Source organism: Microbacterium sp. zg-YB36 (genome assembly GCF_024623575.2).
Lineage (GTDB): Bacteria > Actinomycetota > Actinomycetes > Actinomycetales > Microbacteriaceae > Microbacterium.
The window spans coordinates 20,207-41,691 of the sequence record NZ_JANJFD020000010.1 but is presented as its reverse complement, the minus strand read 5'-3'; the positions used below and the strand labels follow the sequence as shown (position 1 = coordinate 41,691).

The window sequence follows — 21,485 nt, the reverse complement described above, 5'->3', positions numbered from 1 at the left end:
CGGAGCGGGCCGCCTGCTCTGGTGGTGCGGGTCCCGGCCGGGTCGGGGAGTGCCGCTGCGTGCCATCCCCCGAGCGTAACCCGCCCGCATCGGCGGCACGCGGTCGAAGGGCCACAGGACCCTGCGGTGAGGGCGCTACGCGGCCAGGCGCAGTCCGCGGCGGTCGGTGGCGACTCGCTCGCCATCGGCGACGATCTCACCGTCGCCGATGAGGGATCCCCGCTCGATGCGCGCGCGGGCGCCCACGGACGTGCGGATGCCGATCTTCGCACCGGCGCCGATCGCAGCTCCGGAGCCCACGTGGGCAAGCTCGGCGATCTCGACATTGGGACCGATGACGGCGTCCGGTTCGATCCACGCACCGCGACGGATGCGCACGCCGGCGGCGACTTCCGCGCCTGGTTCGACGTAGGCGCCCGCTTCCACGAGTGCACTGGCGTGCACCTTCGCGCCGTGCGCGATCAGACCACGGCCGTTGACGTGCTTGCGGTAGCGCAGCGTCTCGCCTCGGTCGTTCTCGATGTCGACGTAGTTCTTTCCCACAGTCACCTCCTGGGCACCTTTCGGTGCCGAATCAATGACAACGCAGCCCTCTGGGGATTCATTCCCGCCCCTCAGCGCCTGCGAGGATGGATCAGTGACAGAGACCGGACCCTCGCTCGTCTTCGACAAGAAGGCCACCGAGCACAGCGTTGCCGAGGATGTACTCGGCATGCTCAGCGGGACCTTCGCGGCCTCTTTCGGGCTGTATCTGCTGAACGCATCGGAGGCGGTCACCGGCGGCACGGCGGGGCTGTCGCTGCTGCTGGGCTTTGCCACCGGCTGGCCGTTCTGGCTGCTGTTCGCCGTCATCAACGTGCCGTTCGCGGTGCTGGCGGTGTGGAAGCGGGGCTGGGCGTTCACGGCCCGCACAGTGATCGCGATCGGTCTGGTGTCGTCGTTCTCGGTCGTCCACGAGCGGCTGTTCACGATCGAGTACCTCGATCCCGTCTACGGCGCCCTCGCCGGGAACCTCATGGCCGGCATCGGCCTGCTCATCGTGTTCCGCCACGGCGGGAGCCTGGGCGGGTTCAACGTCATCGCGCTGATCCTGCAGGATGCCACCGGGTTCCGCGCCGGCTGGACGCTGATGATCTTCGATCTGCTGGTCGTGGTCGCGGGGCTGCTGGTGGTGCCCTGGCCGAACGTCGTGCTCAGCGCTCTCGGCGCCGTGCTGCTGAACCTCGTGCTGGCGCTCAATCACCGCCCTGGTCGGTACATCGGGCGTTGACCCGGCCGCTAAGGTGGCGTTGCGGTGAGGATGCCGTCCGAAACGGAGCGGGCATGGATGTGGACCTCACTCGGCTGCGGTATTTCGTCGCGGTCGCTGAGGAGCTGCACTTCGCCCGCGCGGCCGAGCGCCTGCGGATCAGCCCCTCGCCGCTGAGCCGGCAGATCAAGCTGCTGGAATCGCAATTCGGCGCGGAGCTGTTCGAGCGGAACTACCACGAGGTCCGGCTGACCGCCCTTGGCCGCACCCTGCTGCCGCACGCCCGCGCCATGCTCGAGGCCGTCGAGGCATTCCGGTCCGCCGCGGCGAAGGCCACAGACGAGCGCCTCGAGGGCACCGAGGGCACTGTGGCTGCGCCGGCCCGCGATGCCGGCCGCTACCGCTGACAGTTCGGGCACCAGAAGACGTTGCGCTGCGCCGTGGGGCGCGCACCGAGCGACGCGGCCTGCACGAGCGCGCCGCACCGACGGCAGGGTTTGGCTTCCCGGCCGTAGACCCACATCCCCCGCCCGGGACGCGCGTCGCCGGTGAAGACGCGGCGCGAGCGGTCCCGGTTTGCGCGGATCATGCGTGCCGCGGTGTCGATGAGGCCGGTCGCGTCGACGGCGGTGCCGGGGGTGGTGGGCAGGATGCCGCGGACGAACAGCACCTCGTTGGCATAGACGTTGCCCAGACCCGCGACGTTGCGCTGATCCAGCAGCGCCACGTGCGCCGGGCGGTCGTCGGCCGCCACGCGCCGCGCCGCTTCGGCCGGGTCCCAGTCGCCGGCGAGCGGGTCGGGTCCGAGGTGGCCCACGATGCGCTCCTCATCGGCGGTGGGCAGCACCTCGACCATCGCGAGGTCGAAGCCGACGGCATCCGCCCGTTCGTTGCCGACGATCGCCCGTGCGGTGTGGCCGGGGCGCTGCCACCGGCCGCCGGCGGGGTACACGTGCCACTCGCCTTCCATCTTCAGGTGCGAATGCAGCGTTGCACCGCCCGCGCGCAGCAGCAGGTGCTTGCCGCGCGGCACGACCTCGCTCACCGTCTCCCCGCGCAGGTCCACGGTGGCGCTGCCGGGCACGCGGATGTCGAAGCGGGTGATCTCGCGGCCGGCGAGCGCCTCGTGCAGGCGCTGCGCGGTGCGGAACACGGTGTCGCCCTCAGGCATCCGCCGCCGCTCCCTGCCGGTAGCCGGCGGCTGCGGTGACCTTGCGCAGCGTGAGCCCGCGGGTGGCCTCGACGAAGCCGGCTTCGCGCAGGGCCCGGCCGACGGCCGTGCCGTACACGAACTCGCCGTTGACCTGCTCGATCGTGAGGGTGTCCAGCCGCCGCGTGCGGGAGGTGGCTGCGAGGTCGGCGGCGGCGGCGGCGAGCTGCGCTTCGTCGTCGGTGAACGCCAGCGCCGACCGGCCACCGCGCTCCAGGTACAGCGTCAGCGCGCCGTCGACGAGCACGACCAGGCCGCCGGCCTTGCGGCCGGGGCGGTGGGTGACGCCCTCCAGCGCCGGCCAGGCCAGCGCCGCACCGTAGGGGTTGGCGGGGTCTGTCGCGGCGAGGGTGACGGTCGTGAGGGGAGCAGGGTCGGAGAGGCCGGCGAACTCCCGCAACCGGTCGACGGTTGCCGACGCGGCGAACTGCGCCGCCCCGAGCTTCTCGATGACGTAGCCCCGGCGGCAGTGGCCGGCTTCTTCGAAGCCGGCAAGGATGCGGTAGGTCTGCGCGAAGCCACCCGGCACGCCCTCGGCCTGCACGCTGCCGCGCGTGACGACGCCGTAGCGGTCCAGCAGCAGGCTCGCCGTCGCCGTCGCGCGCGAGGAGGCGTCGGGCTCTGGCGCCGGCAGCAGCGACCACCGGCCGCCCAGTGCGGGGGGACGCGGCGGTGTGGCACCGGGGCGGGGGATGGCCATGCCGCGGTACAGCCGCGCCCGCGGGGTGCGCCGTGCGGTGCGGTGGGCCTGCGACCCGCCGGCGAGGAGCGTCCGCACCGGGGCGAACGTGTCGTTGGTGACCCGGCCCTGCCAGGTGAGGTTCCACAGCGCCTCGATGACGGACTGCTCGGTCTCGGCATCCGTCAGCTGGCGCAGCTGCGAAGCGAAGTAGGCGCCGCCGCCGGTCAGCGCGGCGACGATGCGCGCCTCGACGGAGTGGGGTGCCGCATCGGGATCGCCCTCGCGGGCCTCGGCGATGTCGTCGTCGGGCGGCAGCAGGGTCAGCGGGGCGGTGTCGGCGACGTGCAGCGCGATCCAGCCGTCCCGGCCGGGCAGCGACCCGTGGCCGGACCAGAGGATCTCGCCGGTCGCGGTGAGTTCGTCCAGCATGCCGGGTACGTAGTCGCGCACGCGGGAGGGCAGCACCAGCGACTCCCAAGCACTGGCTGGGATCGGCACACCGGCGAGCTGTTCGACCACCGCGACGACCCCGTCGATGCCGTCCAGTGGCCGGGTGACGTGCTGCCACACCGGCAGGAACCGCGCGTACGCCTCGGGGGAGACCGGCTCCACGCTGCCGCGGATGGCGGCCAGCGACCGCATGCGCAGGCGTCGCAGCACCTCGGTGTCGCACCAGTCGCCCTCGTCGGCCGGGTGGCCGTCGCCGTTGCCGCGCGGCGCCTCCGGCAGGAAGAAGCCGCTCGTCACCCGCCCCTGCGATTCCAGCCGCTGCAGCGCTTGCCGCGCGACGGCCATGCCCAGGCCGAGCCGGCTGGCGACCTCCGACGCGCGGAACGGGCCGTGCGTGCGCGCATGCCGGGCCACGAGGTCGGCCAGTGGGTCGGCGACGGGTTCCAGGAACGCCGTGGGAAGGCCCACCGGCAGGGCGGTGCCGAGGGCGTCGCGCAGCCGCGCGGCGTCCTCGATCGCCGCCACGCGCTCGGTGCCGGCGATCGACACGCGGATCGCGCGCCGGGTCTGCACGAGCGCATCCAGGTGCGCCGTCGCCTCGGTGAGGGCGTCGGTCTCGGCGTCGAGGCGGTCGGCCACCTCGGCGGCATCCAATGGACCGAGCAGTCGCAGCAGGTCGGCGACACCCTCCACGCCGCGGGCCCGCCGCTCCGGGTCCAGCCGCTGCACTTCGCGCTCGAACTGCGCGATCACGTCGGGGTCGAGGAGCTCCCGCATCTCGACTTTGCCCAGCAGCTCCGCCAGCAGCGCCGGGTCCACCGACAGGGCGGCGGCCCGGCGCTCCGCCAGCGGCGAGTCGCCTTCGTACATGAACGCACCGACGTAGCCGAACAGCAGATCCCGGGCGAACGGGGACGGCTGGGAGGTGTCGGTTTCGACCAGCCGGATGCGGCGGTCACCGATCGAGCGGGCGATGCGCAGCAGTGCGGGCAGGTCATAGACGTCCTGCAGCACCTCGCGGAGGGTCTCCAGGATGATCGGGAAGGTCGGATGCCGGCGGGCGACTTCCAGCAGCTGCGCCGAGCGCTGTCGCTGCTGCCACAGTGGCGCGCGCTTGTTGGGGTTCAGCCGGGGCAGCAGCAGCGCCCGGGCAGCGCACTCGCGGAACCGGGAGGCGAACAGGGCAGAGCCCCCCACCTCTTCGGTGACGATCTGCTCCAGCTCGTCGGCGTCGAAGACGAACAGGTCGGCGCCGGGTGGCTCCGCCGCGGCATCCGGAACCCGGGCGATGATGCCGTCGTCGCTGGCGACAGCGGCACCGTCGACGCCCAGGCGCTCCCGGATGCGGGCGTTGACGGCCAGCGCCCACGGTGCGTGCACATGCATGCCGTACGGGGAATGCAAGATGATCCGCCAGTCGCCGACCTCATCGCGGCTGCGTTCCACGGTGAGGGTGCGGTCGGTCGGCAGGCTTCCGGTGGCCTCGCGCTGCTCGGCGAGGTAGCCCAGCAGGTTGGCGATCGCGTTGTCGTCGAGGCCGGATTCCGTCAGGCGCGCCACGGCCTTCTCATGCGGCGCCGCCGAGACCTCCCGGGAGAACTTGCCCAGCGCTTCGCCCAGTTCGGCGGGTCGGCCCAGGCCATCGCCGTGCCAGAACGGCAGCTTGCCCGGTTGACCGAACGCGGGCACGACGTTGACCCGGTCATGGGTGATCTCCACGATGCGCCAGCTGGTGGTGCCGAGGGTGAACACGTCGTTCACGCGCGACTCGTAGACCATCTCCTCGTCCAGCTCGCCGACGCGGGCGTTGCGGGTCTCGCCGGCGACGAACACGCCGAAGAGCCCCCGGTCCGGGATGGTGCCGCCGCTGGTGACGGCGATGCGCTGCGCGCCGGGGCGGCCGGTCAGCGTGCCCTGGTCGCGATCCCACACGATGCGGGGGCGCAGCTCCGCGAATTCGTCCGACGGAAAGCGGCCGGCGAGCAGATCGAGGGTCGCCTCGTACGCCGAACGCGGCAGCGTGCGAAACGGCGCACTGCGGCGCACGGTCTCGAACCAGCCCTCCACGTCGATCGCCCCGGTGGCGCAGGCGGCGACGGTCTGCTGCGCGAGGATGTCGAGCGGGTTCTGCGGCACCGCGATCGCCTCGATCTGGCCGGCGAGCATGCGCTCGGTGACCACGGCGGTGTGGAGCACATCGCCGCGGTGCTTGGGGAACAGGGCGGCGCGACTGACCTCGCCGACCTGGTGCCCGGCGCGCCCGACGCGCTGCAGCCCGGAGGCGGCCGACGGCGGCGCCTCCACCTGGATGACGAGGTCCACCGCCCCCATGTCGATGCCGAGCTCGAGCGAACTGGTCGCCACGACGCAGCGCAGGATGCCTGATTTGAGTTCGTCCTCGACCTGGGCGCGCTGCTCCTTGGACACCGAGCCGTGGTGGGCCTTGGCCAGCACGGGCGCGGCGCCTGCTGTCGCGCCCGCCTGCGCCATCACGGCCGCGGGAACTGTGGGGTTGGGCAGGTCCAGCCCGAGGCGCTCGGTGTAGATCTCGTTCAGTCGGCCGGTGAGCCGCTCCGCGAGGCGCCGGGAGTTGGAGAAGACGATTGTGGAGCGGTGCGCGAGGATGCGGTCGACGATCGCCTCCTCCACGTGCGGCCACACCGATCCGGTCACTTCGGTCGAGCCTGCGCCCGGGGTTCCGCCGCGCTTGTCGCCGGCGAACCAGTCGGTGTCCTCGCCGCCGGCGGCGTCCGTCTGGTCGGGAGTGCCGGGCGGGGGCGGCGGGTTGAGCATGTCGTCCACGGGGACCACGACCGACAGGTCGAACGCCTTCGTCGCTCGCGGCGCGACGATCTCCACGGGTGCGGCGCCGCCGAGGAAGCGGGCCACCTCGTCGATCGGGCGGACGGTGGCCGACAGGCCGATGCGCTGCGCGGGCGCGAGGCTCGCGGCATCCTCGGCGTGCTCCTGGCGGAGGGCCTCGAGCCGCTCCAGGCTGACGGCCAGGTGCGCGCCGCGTTTGGTGGCCGCGACGGCGTGGACCTCGTCGACGATCACCGTGTGGACGTTGCGGAGGGTCAGCCCGGCTTGGCTGGTGAGCATGAGGTAGAGCGACTCGGGGGTCGTGATGAGGATGTCGGGTGGGTCGGCCACGAGCTTGCGGCGGTCGCCGGAGGGGGTGTCGCCGGAGCGGACGCCGACGGTCACATCGGGCACGGTGATCCCCAGCCGCCGCGCGGATTGGCCGATCCCCACCAGCGGGGAGCGGAGGTTGCGCTCGACGTCGACGCCGAGCGCCTTCAGCGGCGAGATGTACAGGACGCTGGTGCCGGGGTTCGGCTCGCGGCGGCGGCTACTACGCGGCTTGGTGGCTGTGGCATCCGCCGGACGCTTCTCGTGGAAGATGCGGTCGATCGCCCACAGGAACGCCGACAGCGTCTTGCCCGACCCGGTGGGCGCCACCACGAGGGCGTGCTTGCCGTGCGAGATGGCCTCCCACGCGCCGATCTGGGCGTTCGTCGGCTCGGGGAAGGCGCCGCGAAACCAGTCCTGCGTGGCAGGACCGAATCGCTCGAGCACGTCGCTCATCCCTCCATCTTCGACCAGGCCGCCGACAATCGGGCGGGTCTTGACGCGGGGCATCCGTCCCCCGCGCCTCCCTCGCTCTCCCCACGTGCCGGGGAGGGGGCGGATGCCGCGGCATCCGACTCTGGCCTTTCGCCCACCGGACCGCTAGCCTGGAGGATCTTTGCCAAGTGGGGGAAGGGCATCATGCCGAACCAGCAAGACACCGTGTGGATGACCGCTGCCGCGCTCGCCGCGCTGCAGGCCGAACTCGACGAACTGAACCTGCGCGCCGAGGGCGACGCCGCCCAGGCGCGCCAGGTGGCGTTGCGCAGCCTGATCCGCCGGGCCGAGGTCGGCACCAAGCCCGACGACGGTCTGGTGGAACCGGGCATGACCGTGACCGTGCGCTTCGCGCGCGACGGCTCCGAGGAGACGTTCCTGCTGGGCAGCCGCGAGCTGGTGCGGCAGGGCGGCGAGGTCGACCTCGACGTCTACTCGCCGTCGTCACCGCTGGGCGCGGCGATCACGGGTCGCTCGGTGGGCGACACCGTGACCTATGCCGCACCCAACGGCGCGACGATCGAGGTCACCGTGATTGCGGCGGTGCCGTTCGGCTGATGCCCTAGCAGCGCGTCGACCAGTTCGTCGACCGTGTCCAGGTCGACGTTGTTGGTCGGCTCGTCGAGGCCGTCACACCGGCGTCGGGTCGTCCAGGCGCTTGCGCAGGAACACCGCGATGTCATCGAGTTCCTGCTGCGAGACGCTGTGCGTGAGCCCGGTGTAGACGCGACCGCTGAGGTCGACGTGATCGGGCAGCCACTGCACGGTGTGGTCGACCAGCTCGGTGGGGATGACGTCGTCGCGCGTGCCCCGCCCCCAGAACACCGGCGGCCGCCGCTCGGCCAGCCGTTCGTCGCCGGGGAGCTCGCCCGGCGTCACGTAGCCGCTGAGGTTCACCGCGAACGCGAACAGTTCGGGGCGCAGGCGCAGCGCCTGCAGCGCGACGGCGCCGCCCTGCGAGAAGCCGAGCAGACCGATGGATGCCGCATCGCTCGCGGCATCCACCCACTGCACGACGCGCGAGGCGGCGGTGGTGACGTCGTCGGGGCGGCGATCCTCGAGCCCCTCGATCGGGTACCAGCAGTACCCGGGCGTCGGGAACGGTGGTGACAGCGGCGCACGCACCGCCGCCACGACGTACTCCTCGGGGAGCTGCGGCGTGAGGGCGAACAGGTCGTTCTCGTCGGAACCGTAGCCGTGCAGCAGCACCAGCAGCGGCCTGCCGCCTCGCTCGGCGGGCGGGGTGGACCAGCGCACGGGGACCGGATCGATGAGCGGGATGGCGACCATGCCCCCATCCTGGCAGGACGGGCGGACACGGGGTTGGTATACATGGAGCATGGCCGTCCGCACCCCTGACCCCGACCCCGACGACCGCGACGACGACGGCACGCCGCGCGATCCACTCGGTGGGGGCGATCCGTACGGCCGTCCCGGCCGCCCGCGGGGCGACGGCATGTTCGGTTCGCCGTCGCCGGCTTCGTCGCAGAACCCGGGGTGGCTCAGCGACATCGAGCTGGCCGAGGCCCGCCGCCGGCTGCCGATGCTCTACGTCGAAGCGGTTCCGGTGCGCACCGACGGCGTGGGCGCGGTGACACAGGTCGGCATCCTGCTGCGGGCGACCCCGCTGGGGGAGATGACCCGCACGATCGTGTCGGGTCGCGTCCGCTACGGCGAGACGGTGCGCGATGCGCTGTTCCGGCACGTCGAGAACGACCTCGGTCCCATGGCGTTCCCCCTGCTGCCGCCGCAGCCGGTGCCGTTCACGGTGGCGGAATACTTCCCGATGCCGGGGTTGACGGCGTTCCACGACGACCGGCAGCACGCGGTGTCGCTGGCGTTCGTGGTGCCGGTGTCGGGCACCTGCGAGCCGCGTCAGGACGCGTTGGAAGTGACCTGGATGACGCCGGAGGAGGCGGCCACCGATGCCGTCGCCGCCGAGATGGAGGGCGGCCGCGGCACCCTCGTGCGCCTCGCGCTGGCATCCGTCGGCGCGCTGCGCTGACACCGCGCGGCACCCGTCGCCCCTCGCCGAGAAACCACTCTTCGGATCAGAAACCACGCGATGCGGTGTTTCTCATCCGAAACGTGGTTTCTCGCCCAGCCCGCTCGCCGGCGACCCACGACGAGGGCCGCGGTGTATGCCTTGATCATGCGCTCAACGTATCGACTTGAGCGCGATGGGTGCATCGCGATCCATCCACTGGGACGCCGGCCCGCGCAGCCGGGCTCGTCGAATCGCCCGGCGGGTCAACTCGCGAGTCCTTGCCTCGCAGGCTGAAATACTCGTCGAGCGCCCCCTGGCTGAGAAGGAGTGTTCAACGTGCCCGTGAGCTTCCATGAGGCAGCCGCTGCTGAGATGGATCCCATCATCTTGTATTCGGTTCTGAAGCTCCGAGTCGACGTGTTCGTCGTCGAGCAGCGTGCCGCATATGACGACCTCGATGGCAGGGACGTTGAGCCGGCCGCTCGCTTGCACTGGGCAGAGGAGGACGGCAGCGTCCTTGCCACGCTGCGAGTTCTGGCAGATGCGGACGGCTGGCGTATCGGACGTGTCGCCACCGCCGTGGCGGCCCGCGGTCGCGGCCTTGCCGCAGAACTGATGCGGCGCGCGATTGCCGGACGCGCCGGACAGGTCATCGTCCTGGATGGGCAGCTCCAACTCGAACGCTGGTACCAGCGCTTCGGGTTCACCCGCTCTGGAGAGATCTTCGTCGAGGATGGCATTCCCCACGTCCCGATGACGCGAGCCGCTGCGAAATAGCGAGCGCAATAGCGAGCGCCGGGCCGGAGTCGCCCCGACTCAGCCGCGCGTCAGGCGCGACAGTTCCGCGACGAAGGCATCGACGTCGGCGGGCTCGGTGTCGAACGAGCACATCCAGCGCACCTCGGCCCGGGCGGCATCCCAGTCGTAGAAGCGGAAGCTCTCCCGGAGCGCATCGGCCACGCCGGCCGGCAGCGTCGCGAAGACGCCGTTGACCTGGGTGGGCTGGGTGAATTCCACGCCGCGGATGGACCCGTCGGCGATCCCCGCCTCGACCTCCGCGCGCAGCCGCCGGGCCATCGCGTTGGAGTGCCGCGCGTTGCGCAGCCACAGGTCGCCTTCCAGCAGCGCGATCAGCTGAGCCGAGATGAAGCGCATCTTCGATGACAGCTGCATGTTGGTCTTGCGCAGGAATTTCAGCCCTTCGGATGCCGCGGGGTTCAGCACCACGACGGCCTCGCCGATCATCGCGCCGTTCTTGGTGCCGCCGAAGCTGAGCACGTCCACGCCGACATCGCGCGTGAAGGCGCGCAGCGGCAGGTCCAGCGCCGCGGCGGCATTCGCGATGCGCGCACCGTCCAGGTGCAGCCCCATGCCGCGCTCGTGCGCGTGGTCGGCCAGCGCCCGGATCTCGTCGGGGGTGTACAGGGTGCCGAGCTCGGTCGACTGGGTGATCGATACCACCAGCGGCTGCGCGCGGTGCTCGTCGCCCCAGCCCCACGCCTCACGGTCGACCAACTCCGGGGTCAGCTTGCCGTCATCGGTGGGCACCCCGAGGATCTTGATGCCGGCGACCCGTTCGGGTGCCCCGCCCTCGTCGACGTTGATGTGAGCGGTGGTGGCGGCGATCACCGCACCCCAGCGGGGGAGCATCGACTGCAGTCCGGTGACGTTCGCGCCGGTGCCGTTGAACACCGGGAACGCCTCGACGCCCTCGCCGAAGTGCTGCACGAACACCTCGTGCAGCCGTGCGGTGTAGGCATCCTCGCCATAGGCGATCTGGTGGCCGCCGCCGGCGGCCCCGATAGCGGCGAGCACCTCGGGGTGCACGCCGGAGTAGTTGTCGCTGGCGAAGCCGCGGACGGCGATGTCGTGGAGGGTGGTCACGGGGATTCAGCCTAGTCAGGTTGCCCGCGACCCCTGGTGAGTGTCCGCCCCGCTGGGTACCCTCGCCTGCATGACCGAGGGCGCGCCCGCCGGGGAGGCGGTCGGACCCGAGCGGCTCGCGCCGCCCGGCGGCATGCGCACGTTCCTGCAGGTTCTCGTCAACACCGCCGTGGCGAACATCACCACGAGCTTCCTGTGGTTCGCGCTGACGTTCTGGGCGTATCTGGAGACCCGGTCGGTGCTGGCCACCGGCATCATCGGCGGCGCGTACATGCTGTTCGTCGCGGTGTTCTCCATCCCGTTCGGCACCCTCGTCGACCGGCACCGCAAGCACCGCGCCATGGTGGGGTCGAGCCTGGTGTCCCTCGCGGCGTTCATCGTCGCCGGCATCCTGTACCTGCTGTTCCCCGAGTCCGACCTCATCGATCTCGGGCAGCCCTGGTTCTGGCTGTTCGCCGGCATCATCCTGTTCGGCGGCGTGATCGAGAACATGCGCAACATCGCGCTGTCAACGACGGTGACGCTGCTGGTGCCCACCGAGCGGCACGCGAATGCGAACGGCATGGTCGGCGCCGTGCAGGGGATCGCGTTCGTCGTCACGAGCGTCTTCTCGGGGCTCGCGATCGGCCTGCTGGGGATGGGGTGGACGATCGTCATCGCGATCGCGTTCACCGCGGCGGCGCTGGTGCACCTGGTGTTCCTGCGCATCCCCGAGACCGAGCCCGCCCACGTAGAGGGTCACATCGCGAAGGTCGACATCCGCGGCAGCATCGCCGCGATCGCGGTGGTGCCGGGGCTGTTCGCCCTCATCGTCTTCTCGACGTTCAACAACCTCATCGGCGGCGTCTACATGGCGCTCATGGACCCGTACGGCCTGACGCTGTTCCCGGTCGAGATCTGGGGCATCGTGCTCGGGGTCACGGCGATCGGATTCATCCTCGGTGGCATCGTCATCGCCGCGCGAGGGCTCGGCCGCAATCCGGTGCGCACGATTCTGTTCGCGGTCATCGCGATGGGCGTGCTCGGCGCCGCGTTCACGATCCGCGACTGGTGGTGGCTCTATGCCCTCGGCATCCTGCTCTACATGACACTCATCCCCGTCGTCGAGGCTGCCGAGCAGACCGTCATCCAGAAGGTCGTGCCGTTCCGGCGGCAGGGGCGTGTGTTCGGGTTCGCGATGGCCTTCGAGTCGGCGGCCGCTCCCGTGACGGCGTTCGTGATCGCGCCGATCGCGCAGTTCTGGGTGATCCCCTACATGGAATCGGATGCCGGAACGAGCACGTGGGGCTGGCTCCTCGGCGAAGGGCAGGGGCGCGGCATCGCGCTGGTGTTCGTGTTCGCCGGGCTCCTCATGGTCGTCGCCGCGCTGCTGGCGTTCACCACCCGGTCGTACCGGCGACTGTCGCAGTACTACGCCGGCGAAACCGAGTCGGTGCCGGCCGCCGACGTGCCCGACCCCGCCGACGCCCCTCGTTGAGCGGGGACGTCGGCGGGTCGGCGTCGGTTCAGTCCGCGCCGCGGATGCCGGAGGTCGAGGCGATGACGTCGCGCATCTTCTTCTCGAGCGCCTCGTAGAACATCGACAGCGGGAACTCGTCATCCAGCACCGCGTCGGTGTAGCCCTTCGGCGGCCCCGCGAGCACCTCGCGCGGCAGTCCCTGCGCCCACGCCGATGCCGGGTGCGGCGTCAGCACGCCCCGCACGAGCTCGTAGGCGGCGAGCCAGTGCGCGAGCTTGGGCCGGTCGATCGACTGCCAGTACAGCTCGTCGATCGCCGTGCCCAGGGTCACGACCGCCGCCGGCACGTCGTCCCAGTCGAACGCGAGCGCGGTGTCGGTCCAGTGCAGCACGCCGCGCTGATGCAGCCACGCGAACAGCAGCTGCCCGCCCAGCCCGTCGTAGTTGCGCACGCGGCTGCCGGTGATGGCGAACCGGAAGATCCGGTCGAAGATCACCGCGTACTGCACGAGGCCCGCCTGATCGAGCGTCTCCGCCTCGGCGGCGGAGAGGTGCTCACCGGCATCCACCCGCGCCTGCAGCTCGCGCTGGATCGTGACGCACTCGCGGAACGCCGTCAGGTCGCACCGCAGCTCCTCGAGCGAGTAGAGGAAATACGGCATCCGCTGCTTGATCATGAACGGATCGAACGGCAGGTCGCCGCGCATATGGGTGCGGTCGTGGATGAGATCCCACATCACGAAGGTCTTCTCCGCCAGCTGCTGATCGTGCAGCAGCCGGGCGGCATCGACCGGAAGGTCGAGCTTGGTGATGTCGGATGCCGCGCGCACGACCCGCCGGTAGCGTGCCGCTTCCCGGTCCTGGAAGATCGCCCCCCACGTGAACGAGGGGATTTCGCGCATCGCGACCGTCTCGGGGAACAGTACCGCCGAGTTGGTGTCGTACCCGGGGGTGAAGTCCACGAGGCGCAGCGAGACGAACAGGCCGTTGGTGTACCGCGTCTCCAGCTCGGCGATGAACTCCGGCCAGATCACCTCCACCAGCACCGCTTCGACGAAACGGCTGCGCGAGCCGTTCTGCGTGTACATCGGGAAGATCACCAGGTGACGGATGCCGTCCACTCGCTGCCGCTGCGGCTGGAACGCCACGAGCGAGGCGAGGAAATTCGGTACCTCGAACCCACCGTCGGCCCACCGCTGGAAGTCGTGCACGGACGCGGCGAGGTACTCGCCGTCGTGCGGGAACAGCGGCGCCAGGGCGCGGATGGCCGCCACGATCGCCTCGACGAGATCGCGCGCGTCGCCGTGATCGGCCGGGTCGGGGACCGAGCCGTCCTGCGCCTGGATCCCCTGCAGCGCCGTGGCGGCATCCTTCAGCGCCAGCCAATGGGACGAGTGCTCGACAGTGCCGGCGTCCTCGACGACCTCGGGTTCGCCGACGATCGCCTTCATAGCACCGGTGTGGGCATGAGTGATGGACATGGGAACCTCCGATCTGCGAGGTCTGGCCGGCGCATCCACGCTCCGGCGGCTGTCAGGTGCGGCCAGCCTATCCGGGTGGTGTCAAGCGTTCTCGCCCGGCCGCTGCAGACAGTAGCCTCGCGATCATGCCCGATGACACAGCGCCCGCACGTCCCGACGGCGAGGGGCTGCTGCTGCTGGCGAACAGTGGTGCCGGTGAGGCGGTGCCGCGCGCCGATCCGCTCCCGGTGATCCGTACCCGCCTGCCGCGGGCGCAGGTGCGGGAGCTCGGGCCCGACGACGACCTGGGCGACGCGGTGGCACAGGCGATGGCCTGCGATGACCGGCCGGGGGCGCTGGGCGTCCTCGGCGGCGACGGGTCGGTGTCGCGCATGGCGCAGCTGGCACGCCAGTACGACGTGCCGCTGCTGGTGTTGCCCGGAGGCACGTTCAATCACTTCGCCCGCTCCGCCGGGCTGGACGACGTGGATGCCGCACTGGCGGCCTTCACCGCGGGGACGCTTCGCGACGTGGTGGTCGCCGAGGTCGCCGTCGACGGCGGCGAGCCGATCACGGTGCTCAACGCGGTGTCGCTGGGAACGTATCCGCAGTTCCTCGCCGAGCGCACCGAGCGGGCGAATCTCGGCAAGTGGCTGGGCGGGCTGGGCGCGATCCGCAGCGCGCTCCGGGAGGCCCAGCCGGTGCGGGTGAGTCACGAGGGACGCACCGCCACGGTGTGGTCGGTGTTCGTCGGGGTGGGCCGCAACGACCCGCAGCGGCACGCGATGATGCAGCGGCTGTCGCTGGAGGACCCGGTGCTGGACGTGCGGCTGCACCACGCCCGCGGTTCGCGGCTGCGGGCCATGACGACGCTGGCGTTCGGACGGCGCACGCTGCGGGTGCTACGCGCGCTGCGGGTACTGCCGCCGGCGTCGGAGTTCGAGCGTCAGGTCGCAGAACACTGGCGCGTGCGCGTGCTGCCCGGTCGCGCGCCGGCGGTGTACGTGCACGACGGCGAGCTGGAGGAGGCGTCGCCGGCGGGCTTCACCCTCGACGTGCGGGCGGTCCCGGCGGGCCTGCGCATCTACGCCCCCTGATCGCCGCGCGCCCGCGGGGCGCCCGCCCGAGCGATCTGCGCCGAAACGAGGGGATCTGCCGAAGCGAGGGCGGGATTCCGGGCAGGCGCCGCATTCGGGCGGATCCCCTCCGCCCGGCAAGAGCCCTCGATGGGCGGGCGGCTCAGTCGTGCTGCGGGAAGCCCAGGTTCAGGCCGCCGTGCGATGGGTCCAGCCACCGGCTCGTGACTGCCTTCTCGGCGGTGAAGAAGTCGAACCCGTGCGGCCCGTATGCCTTCGCGTCGCCGAACAGCGACGCCTTCCAGCCGCCGAACGAGTGGTAGGCCACTGGCACCGGGATCGGCACGTTGATGCCGATCATGCCCACCTGCACGTCGCGCTGGAAGCGGCGGGCGGCGCCGCCGTCGTTGGTGAAGATCGCCGTGCCGTTGCCGTACGGGCTGCGGTTGATCACGTCCAGGCCCTCTTCGTACCCGTCCACGCGCACGACCGACAGCACCGGCCCGAAGATCTCGTCGCGGTACGCCGCCGACGATGTCGGCACCCGGTCCAGCAGGGTGGGGCCGAGCCAGAAGCCCGCGGCATCACCGTCGGGATCGACGCCCCGGCCGTCGACGACGACGGTGGCACGGTCGCCGGCGGCGGCATCGATGTACGAGGCGACCTTGTCGCGATGCGCGCCGGTGATGAGCGGCCCCATGTCGCTGCCGCGCAGGCCGTCGCCGGTGCGCAGCGTCGCCATGCGCTCGCGGATCTTGTCCACGAGCTCGTCGGCGACGGTGTCCACGGCCAGCACGACCGAGATGGCCATGCAGCGCTCGCCGGCAGAGCCGAACCCGGCGTTGACGGCGGCGTCGGCAGCGAGGTCGAGGTCGGCATCGGGGAGCACGAGCATGTGGTTCTTCGCCCCGCCCAGCGCCTGCACCCGTTTGCCGTGGCCGGTCGCGGTCTCGTACACGTACTTCGCGATCGGCGTCGACCCGACGAACGAGATCGACCGCACCTGGGGGTGGGCCAGCAGCGCATCGACGGCCTCCTTGTCGCCGTGGACGACGTTGAACACGCCGTCGGGCAGCCCCGCCTCCCGCAGTAGCGCGGCGAGCCAGTTCGCCGCCGACGGGTCCTTCTCGCTGGGCTTGAGCACGACGGCGTTGCCGGCGGCGAGCGCGATGGAGAAGAACCACAGCGGCACCATCGCGGGGAAGTTGAACGGGCTGATGATCCCGACGACCCCGAGCGACTGCCGCAGCGTATACACGTCGACGCCGCTGGAGGCGTTCTCCGAATAGGCGCCCTTGGTGAGGTGCCCCAGCCCGCATGCGAACTCCACCACCTCCATGCCGCGGGCGATCTCGCCGTGCGCGTCGGAGAGCACCTTGCCGTGCTCGGCGGTGAGGATGTGCGCCAGCTCGTCCTTGCGGGCGTGCAGCAGCTCACGGAACGCGAACATCACCGCGGTGCGCTTGGCTATGGACGAGTCGCGCCAGTCCTGCCACGCGTCGGCGGCGACGGTGACGGCCACGTCGACGTCGGCGGCGGTGGCCAGGCGCACTTCTTTCTGCACCGTGCCCAGCGCGGGGTTGTAGACGGGGCCGGTGCGCGTCGATGCGCCCGCCCACGAGGTGCCGCGGACCCAGTGGTCGAGGATGTCGTTCACGTCGTTGTGTCCCTTCCCTCCGGATGCCGCGGGTCGCGGCATCCGTGTCATGAAACCGTCAGAGCAGGGAGCCGAAGACGGTGTCGTAGATGTCGATGGCCTCGGCGACCTCGGCGTCGGTCACGACGCACGGCGGGACGACGTGGATGCGGTTCTCCGCCGTGAACGGCAGCAGGCCCGCGGCGATCAGGCCCTGTTTGAGGGCGCCGATCGTCGCCGCCGGGAGCGGCTCACGCGTGGTGCGGTCGGCGACGAGCTCCAGCGCCCAGAACACCCCTTCGCCGCGCACTTCGCCGATAGCCTCGTGCCGGTCGGCGAGCCCGGCCAGCGCCGGTCCCAGCACGTCCTCGCCGATCCGCCGGGCGTTGTCGACGATGCCCTCGGACGCCATCGCATCGAGCGTGGCGACGATGGATGCCGCGGCCAGCGGATGCCCGGAGTAGGTCAGGCCCCCGGGGAAGACCCGCTCGTCGAACGTCGCGGCGATCTCGTCCGAGATGATGACCCCGCCGACGGGCACGTAGCCGGAATTGACCCCCTTCGCGAAGGCGATGAGGTCGGGGCGGGTGTCGTGCCCCTCGAACGCGAACCACTTGCCGGTGCGGCCGAAGCCCGACATCACCTCATCGAGGATGAGGAGGATGCCGTACCGGTCGCAGATCTCCCGCACCCCGGCGAGGTAGCCGGGCGGCTGCACCAGGATGCCGGCGGTCCCCGGCAGCGACTCCAGCAGGATCGCCGCGATACCCGAAGGGCCCTCGGCCTGCACCACCCGCTCCAGGTGGTGAAGGGCCCGCGCCGACTCTTCTTCCGGCGTCGTCGCCCAGAACTCGGAGCGGTACAGGTAGGGCCCGAAGAAGTGCACGTGGCCGCGCGCGAACTCGTTGGGGATACGACGCCAGTCCCCGGTCGCGACGATCGCCGCCCCGGTGTTGCCGTGGTACGAGCGGTAGCGGGAGAGCACCTTGTCGCGTCCGGTGTGGAGCCTGGCGAGGCGGATCGCGTTCTCGATGGCATCGGCGCCGCCGTTGGTGAAGAACACCTTGCTCATGCCCTCCGGTGCGTGCGCGACGATGCGGGCGGCGGCCTCGCCCCGAGTGAGGTTCGCGGTGGAGGGGGCGATCGTCACCAGCCGGCTCGCCTGCCCGCGGATCGCCTCGATGACGGCCGGATGCTGGTGGCCGATGTTGACGTTGACCATCTGGCTCGAGAAGTCCAGGTAGCTGTGGCCGGAGTGGTCCCAGACACGGCTGCCCTGCCCTCCGGCGACGACGACGGGGGACGGCGCGGCCTGGGCGGACCAGGAGTGGAAGACGTGCGCCCGGTCCAGTGCCAGTGCGCGTTCGTCTCGGGGGTCGGTCATCTCTGCCCTTTCTTGGGTCATCGTTTCGCCGTGATGTGCGGGGAAAGGGCCGGGATGACGGTCTCGCCGTACACCCGCAGCGTCTCTTCCTTGTTGTCGTGCTGCAGGTAGCCGGCGAACTGGGTGACCCCGATCGCGCGCAGCTGCTCGAGCCGGGCGATGTGGTCGCCTGCGGTACCGAGGATGCAGAACCGGTCGATGATCGCGTCGGGAACGAAGTCGACGTGGTCGTTGCCTGCTCTGCCGTGGGTGTTGTAGTCGTAGCCGGCGCGGCCGGAGACGTAGTCGGTGAGCGCTTGGGGCACGTCGCCGTGGTGGCCGTACTTCGCCACGATGTCGGCGACGTGGTTGCCGACCATCCCGCCGAACCAGCGGCACTGGTCTCGCATGTGGGCGGCGTCGTCGCCGATGTACATGGGCGCGGCGACGCAGAAGGCGATCGATTCGGGGTCGCGGCCGGCCGCCGCGGCGGCATCCTTGACCGTCTTGATCATCCACGCGGCGATGTCCACGTCCGCCAGCTGCAGGATGAAGCCGTCGCCGACCTCGCCGGCGAGCTTGAGCGCGAGGGGACCGTACGCGGCGACCCAGACGTCCAGGCGCGACCCGCGGCTCCACGGGAACTGCAGCGTGGCGCCGTGGTACTGCACCGGCCGGGAGTTGGCCAGCTCCCGGATGACGTGAATCGATTCGCGCAGCTCGGCGATCGAGACCGGTTTGCCGTTCGTGACCCGCACCGCGGAGTCGCCGCGGCCGATGCCGCAGATGGTGCGGTTGCCGTACATCTCGTTGAGGGTGGCGAACACCGATGCCGTGACGGTCCAGTCGCGCGTGGCGGGGTTCGTGACGAACGGGCCGACCGTCACCCGGTGGGTGGCGGCGAGGATCGCGGAGTGGATCACGTACGGCTCTTCCCACAGCAGATGCGAGTCGAACGTCCAGACGTGACTGAAGCCGTGCGCTTCGGCGAGCTGGGCCAGCTGCACCGTGCGGGCGGCGGGCGGGTTGGTCTGCAGGACGACACCGAAGTCCATGGCGCTCCCTAGCTGAGGTACTGGCTCAGGCCGCGGCGCACGAACCGGCCGTCGCCTTTGGTGCCGAGGTAGCGGCCGTCGTCGACGATGACCTTGCCGCGGGACAGCACGGTGTCCACGTGCCCGTCGACCTCGAACCCCTCCCACGCGGAGTAATCCATGTTCATGTGGTGGGTCTTGCCGTACCCGATGGAGGTGTGCCCGTTCGGGTCGTAGATCACGATGTCGCCGTCGGCGCCGGGCTGGATGACGCCTTTCCTGCCGTACATGCCGAACATGCGGGCCGGCGTCGTGGAGGTCAGCTCCACCCACCGCTCGAGCGTGAGCTTGCCCGTCACGACGCCCTGGTACATCAGATCCATGCGGTGCTCGATGGAGCCGATGCCGTTGGGGATCGCCCGGAAGTCGTCCCGGCCCAGCTCCTTCTGCCCCTTCATGCAGAACGGGCAGTGATCGGTGGAGACCATCTGCAGGTCGTTGGTGCGCAGCGCCTGCCACATGTGGTCCTGATGTCCCTCGGCCCGCGAGCGCAGCGGCGTGGAGCACACCCACTTGGCGCCCTCGAACTGGCCCCACTCCCGGCTGAACGCGCCCAGCTGCTCCTCCAGCGACAGGTACAGGTACTGCGGGCAGGTCTCGCCGAAGACGTTCCAGCCCTGATCGCGCGCCCACGCGAGCTGCTGCACGGCCTGCTTGGCCGACACGTGCACGACGTACAGCGGGGCGCCGGTGACGTTCGCCAGCATGATCGCGCGGTGTGTGGCCTCCTCCTCCAGCTGCCACGCGCGGGCGATGCCGTGGTAGTACGGCGCCTTCTTGCCGGCATCCGCCAGCTGCGCCGCCAGCACATCGATCGCCGGGCCGTTCTCGGCGTGCATCATCGTGAGCATCCCGGTGGCGGCGGAGCTCTGCATGGCCTGCAGCACCTGGCCGTCGTCGGAGTAGAACACCCCCGGGTAGGCCATGAACAGCTTGAAGCTCGTGATGCCTTCGTCCACGAGCTTCGGCAGGGCGATGAGGGACTGCTCGTCCACCCCGCCGATGATCTGGTGGAAGCCGTAGTCGATCGCGCACTGCCCGTCGGCCAGCTCATGCCAATGCGCGAGGCCCTCCTCGACGCGCTCGCCGGTGCGCTGCACGGCGAAGTCGACGATCGTCGTCGTCCCGCCCCACGCTGCGGCGCGGGTGCCGGTCTCGAAGGTGTCGCTGGCGGCGGTGCCGCCGAACGGCAGCTGCATGTGCGTATGAGCGTCGATTCCGCCGGGGATGACGTACTTGCCGGTGGCGTCGATGACGGTGTCGACGGATGCCGCGATGTCGGTGCCGAGCAGGGCCGAACCGGGCGCGAGCACCGCGACGATGGTCTCGCCGTCGATGAGCACGTCGGCGGAAGCCCGGCCGGTGGCCGAGACGACGGTGCCACCGCGGATCAGGGTGGTGGCCATGATCACGGCGCCGTGAGGTCGGCGTAGGTGTCGGGGCGGCGGTCCCGGTAGAACTGCCAGTCGTCGCGCATGGCCTGCACCAGGTCCAGGTCGAGGTCGCGCACCAGGATCTCCTCTCGATCGGCGGACCCGAGCGCCCCGACGTAGTTGCCCCGGGGGTCGACGACCTGGCTGGTGCCGTAGAAGGTCACCGCCTCCTCGCCGTACTCGTTGTCCTCCCGCCCCACCCGGTTGGGTGCGAGCACGAAGTAGCCGTTGGCGACGGCCGCCGCCGGCTGCTCGATCTCCCACAGCCGGTTGGACAGGCCGGGTTTGGTGGCGTTCGGGTTGAAGACCATGTGCGCGCCGTTCAGGCCCAGCGCCCGCCACCCCTCGGGGAAGTGCCGGTCGTAGCAGATGTACATCCCGATGCGCCCGACGGCGGTCTCGAAGACCGGATAGCCGAGGTTGCCCGGGCGGAAGTAGAACTTCTCCCAGAACTTCTCCACGTGCGGGATGTGGTTCTTGCGGTATTTGCCGAGCACCGTGCCGTCGGCATCCACGAGAACGGAGGTGTTGAAGTACACCCCGGTCTGCTGCTCCTCGTAGATGGGCAGCACCGTGACCACCCCCAGTTCTTTCGCCAGCGCGGCGAACCGCTGCACGACGGGACCGTCGGCCGGTTCGGCGTAGCGGTAGTACTTCTTGTCCTGGGTGATGCCGAAGTAGGGACCGTAGAACAGCTCCTGGAAGCAGAGCACCTGCGCCCCCTGCGCCGCGGCATCCCGTGCGAACTGCTCATGCTTGTCGAGCATCGAAGCCTTGTCGCCCGTCCACGTGGTCTGCGTGATCGCTGCGCGTACCGTCGTCATCGTCGCCTCCATGGCTGTTGTGACGTGAGCGTAAGTGCTGGTCCCCGAATGC

18 protein-coding genes are annotated in these 21,485 nt (G+C 70.7%); 7 read left to right on the top strand and 11 right to left on the bottom strand.

Annotated features, from left to right (window positions below):
- Positions 1 to 135: 135 nt before the first annotated feature.
- Positions 136 to 543 carry a transferase gene (locus tag NQ151_RS13935; RefSeq protein WP_257528450.1) on the bottom strand — a complete coding sequence of 136 codons (408 nt, stop codon included), beginning with the start codon at positions 541 to 543 and terminating at the stop codon, positions 136 to 138.
- A 94-nt stretch (positions 544 to 637) separates the two neighbouring features.
- Between NQ151_RS13935 and NQ151_RS13930 the strand changes: the two genes are divergently transcribed.
- Positions 638 to 1,270: a YitT family protein gene (locus NQ151_RS13930; protein WP_257509030.1), complete on the top strand. Its 633-nt coding sequence runs from the start codon at positions 638 to 640 to the stop codon at positions 1,268 to 1,270.
- A 53-nt stretch (positions 1,271 to 1,323) separates the two neighbouring features.
- Positions 1,324 to 1,656, top strand: a complete 333-nt coding sequence (locus tag NQ151_RS13925; protein WP_285892129.1) for a LysR family transcriptional regulator — start codon at positions 1,324 to 1,326, stop codon at positions 1,654 to 1,656.
- Here NQ151_RS13925 and NQ151_RS13920 read toward each other — a convergent pair.
- On the bottom strand, positions 1,647 to 2,420 hold the full coding sequence (locus NQ151_RS13920; protein WP_257528449.1) for a DNA-formamidopyrimidine glycosylase family protein: 774 nt from the start codon (positions 2,418 to 2,420) through the stop codon (positions 1,647 to 1,649). The genes NQ151_RS13925 and NQ151_RS13920 overlap by 10 nt on opposite strands.
- Entirely contained in the window at positions 2,413 to 7,179 is a 4,767-nt protein-coding gene (locus NQ151_RS13915) for an ATP-dependent helicase (protein WP_257528448.1), read from the bottom strand. The genes NQ151_RS13920 and NQ151_RS13915 overlap by 8 nt, the downstream gene beginning before the upstream one ends.
- A 183-nt stretch (positions 7,180 to 7,362) precedes the next feature.
- Between NQ151_RS13915 and NQ151_RS13910 the strand changes: the two genes are divergently transcribed.
- Positions 7,363 to 7,776 (top strand): GreA/GreB family elongation factor, encoded by a 414-nt coding sequence (locus NQ151_RS13910; protein WP_257509033.1) that lies wholly within the window; start codon positions 7,363 to 7,365, stop codon positions 7,774 to 7,776.
- 72 nt (positions 7,777 to 7,848) lie between these two features.
- On the opposite strand, the gene NQ151_RS13905 is transcribed toward NQ151_RS13910, so the two are convergent.
- Entirely contained in the window at positions 7,849 to 8,508 is a 660-nt protein-coding gene (locus tag NQ151_RS13905) for an alpha/beta hydrolase (RefSeq protein ID WP_257528447.1), read from the bottom strand.
- Positions 8,509 to 8,557: 49 nt separating this feature from the next.
- On the opposite strand from NQ151_RS13905, the gene NQ151_RS13900 reads away from it, so the two are divergent.
- A complete protein-coding gene (locus NQ151_RS13900; RefSeq protein ID WP_257509035.1) occupies positions 8,558 to 9,223 on the top strand; it encodes an NUDIX hydrolase family protein in 666 nt (221 codons plus the stop codon).
- Between the two features lie 354 nt (positions 9,224 to 9,577).
- Positions 9,578 to 9,982, top strand: a complete 405-nt coding sequence (locus NQ151_RS13895; RefSeq protein ID WP_257509037.1) for a GNAT family N-acetyltransferase — start codon at positions 9,578 to 9,580, stop codon at positions 9,980 to 9,982.
- 39 nt (positions 9,983 to 10,021) lie between these two features.
- Here NQ151_RS13895 and NQ151_RS13890 read toward each other — a convergent pair whose 3' ends face one another.
- The gene (locus tag NQ151_RS13890; RefSeq protein WP_257528446.1) at positions 10,022 to 11,089 is read right to left on the bottom strand and encodes a threonine aldolase family protein; all 1,068 of its coding nucleotides are present in this window, start codon (positions 11,087 to 11,089) and stop codon (positions 10,022 to 10,024) included.
- Between the two features lie 70 nt (positions 11,090 to 11,159).
- Here NQ151_RS13890 and NQ151_RS13885 point away from each other — a divergent pair, with 70 nt between their 5' ends.
- Entirely contained in the window at positions 11,160 to 12,566 is a 1,407-nt protein-coding gene (locus NQ151_RS13885) for an MFS transporter (RefSeq protein WP_502883577.1), read from the top strand.
- 28 nt (positions 12,567 to 12,594) lie between these two features.
- Here the strand turns inward: NQ151_RS13885 and NQ151_RS13880 are convergent, their stop codons facing one another.
- On the bottom strand, positions 12,595 to 14,028 hold the full coding sequence (locus NQ151_RS13880; RefSeq protein ID WP_257528445.1) for a DUF6421 family protein: 1,434 nt from the start codon (positions 14,026 to 14,028) through the stop codon (positions 12,595 to 12,597).
- A 125-nt stretch (positions 14,029 to 14,153) separates the two neighbouring features.
- Between NQ151_RS13880 and NQ151_RS13875 the strand changes: the two genes are divergently transcribed.
- A complete protein-coding gene (locus tag NQ151_RS13875; RefSeq protein ID WP_257528444.1) occupies positions 14,154 to 15,104 on the top strand; it encodes a diacylglycerol/lipid kinase family protein in 951 nt (316 codons plus the stop codon).
- A 142-nt stretch (positions 15,105 to 15,246) separates the two neighbouring features.
- Here NQ151_RS13875 and NQ151_RS13870 read toward each other — a convergent pair whose 3' ends face one another.
- The 5 genes from NQ151_RS13870 to NQ151_RS13850 are packed head-to-tail and all read right to left on the bottom strand — an operon-like array spanning position 15,247 to position 21,433.
- Positions 15,247 to 16,782 (bottom strand): CoA-acylating methylmalonate-semialdehyde dehydrogenase, encoded by a 1,536-nt coding sequence (locus tag NQ151_RS13870; protein WP_257509041.1) that lies wholly within the window; start codon positions 16,780 to 16,782, stop codon positions 15,247 to 15,249.
- Between the two features lie 16 nt (positions 16,783 to 16,798).
- A complete protein-coding gene (locus tag NQ151_RS13865) occupies positions 16,799 to 18,103 on the bottom strand; it encodes an aspartate aminotransferase family protein (protein ID WP_257528443.1) in 1,305 nt (434 codons plus the stop codon).
- Between the two features lie 17 nt (positions 18,104 to 18,120).
- Complete coding sequence (locus tag NQ151_RS13860) at positions 18,121 to 19,137, bottom strand: TIGR03842 family LLM class F420-dependent oxidoreductase (protein ID WP_257509043.1); 1,017 nt, start codon at positions 19,135 to 19,137, stop codon at positions 18,121 to 18,123.
- 8 nt (positions 19,138 to 19,145) lie between these two features.
- Positions 19,146 to 20,582: a dihydropyrimidinase gene (gene hydA, locus NQ151_RS13855; RefSeq protein WP_257528442.1), complete on the bottom strand. Its 1,437-nt coding sequence runs from the start codon at positions 20,580 to 20,582 to the stop codon at positions 19,146 to 19,148.
- Positions 20,583 to 20,584: 2 nt separating this feature from the next.
- Positions 20,585 to 21,433 (bottom strand): nitrilase-related carbon-nitrogen hydrolase, encoded by an 849-nt coding sequence (locus NQ151_RS13850; protein WP_257509045.1) that lies wholly within the window; start codon positions 21,431 to 21,433, stop codon positions 20,585 to 20,587.
- Positions 21,434 to 21,485: the final 52 nt, after the last annotated feature.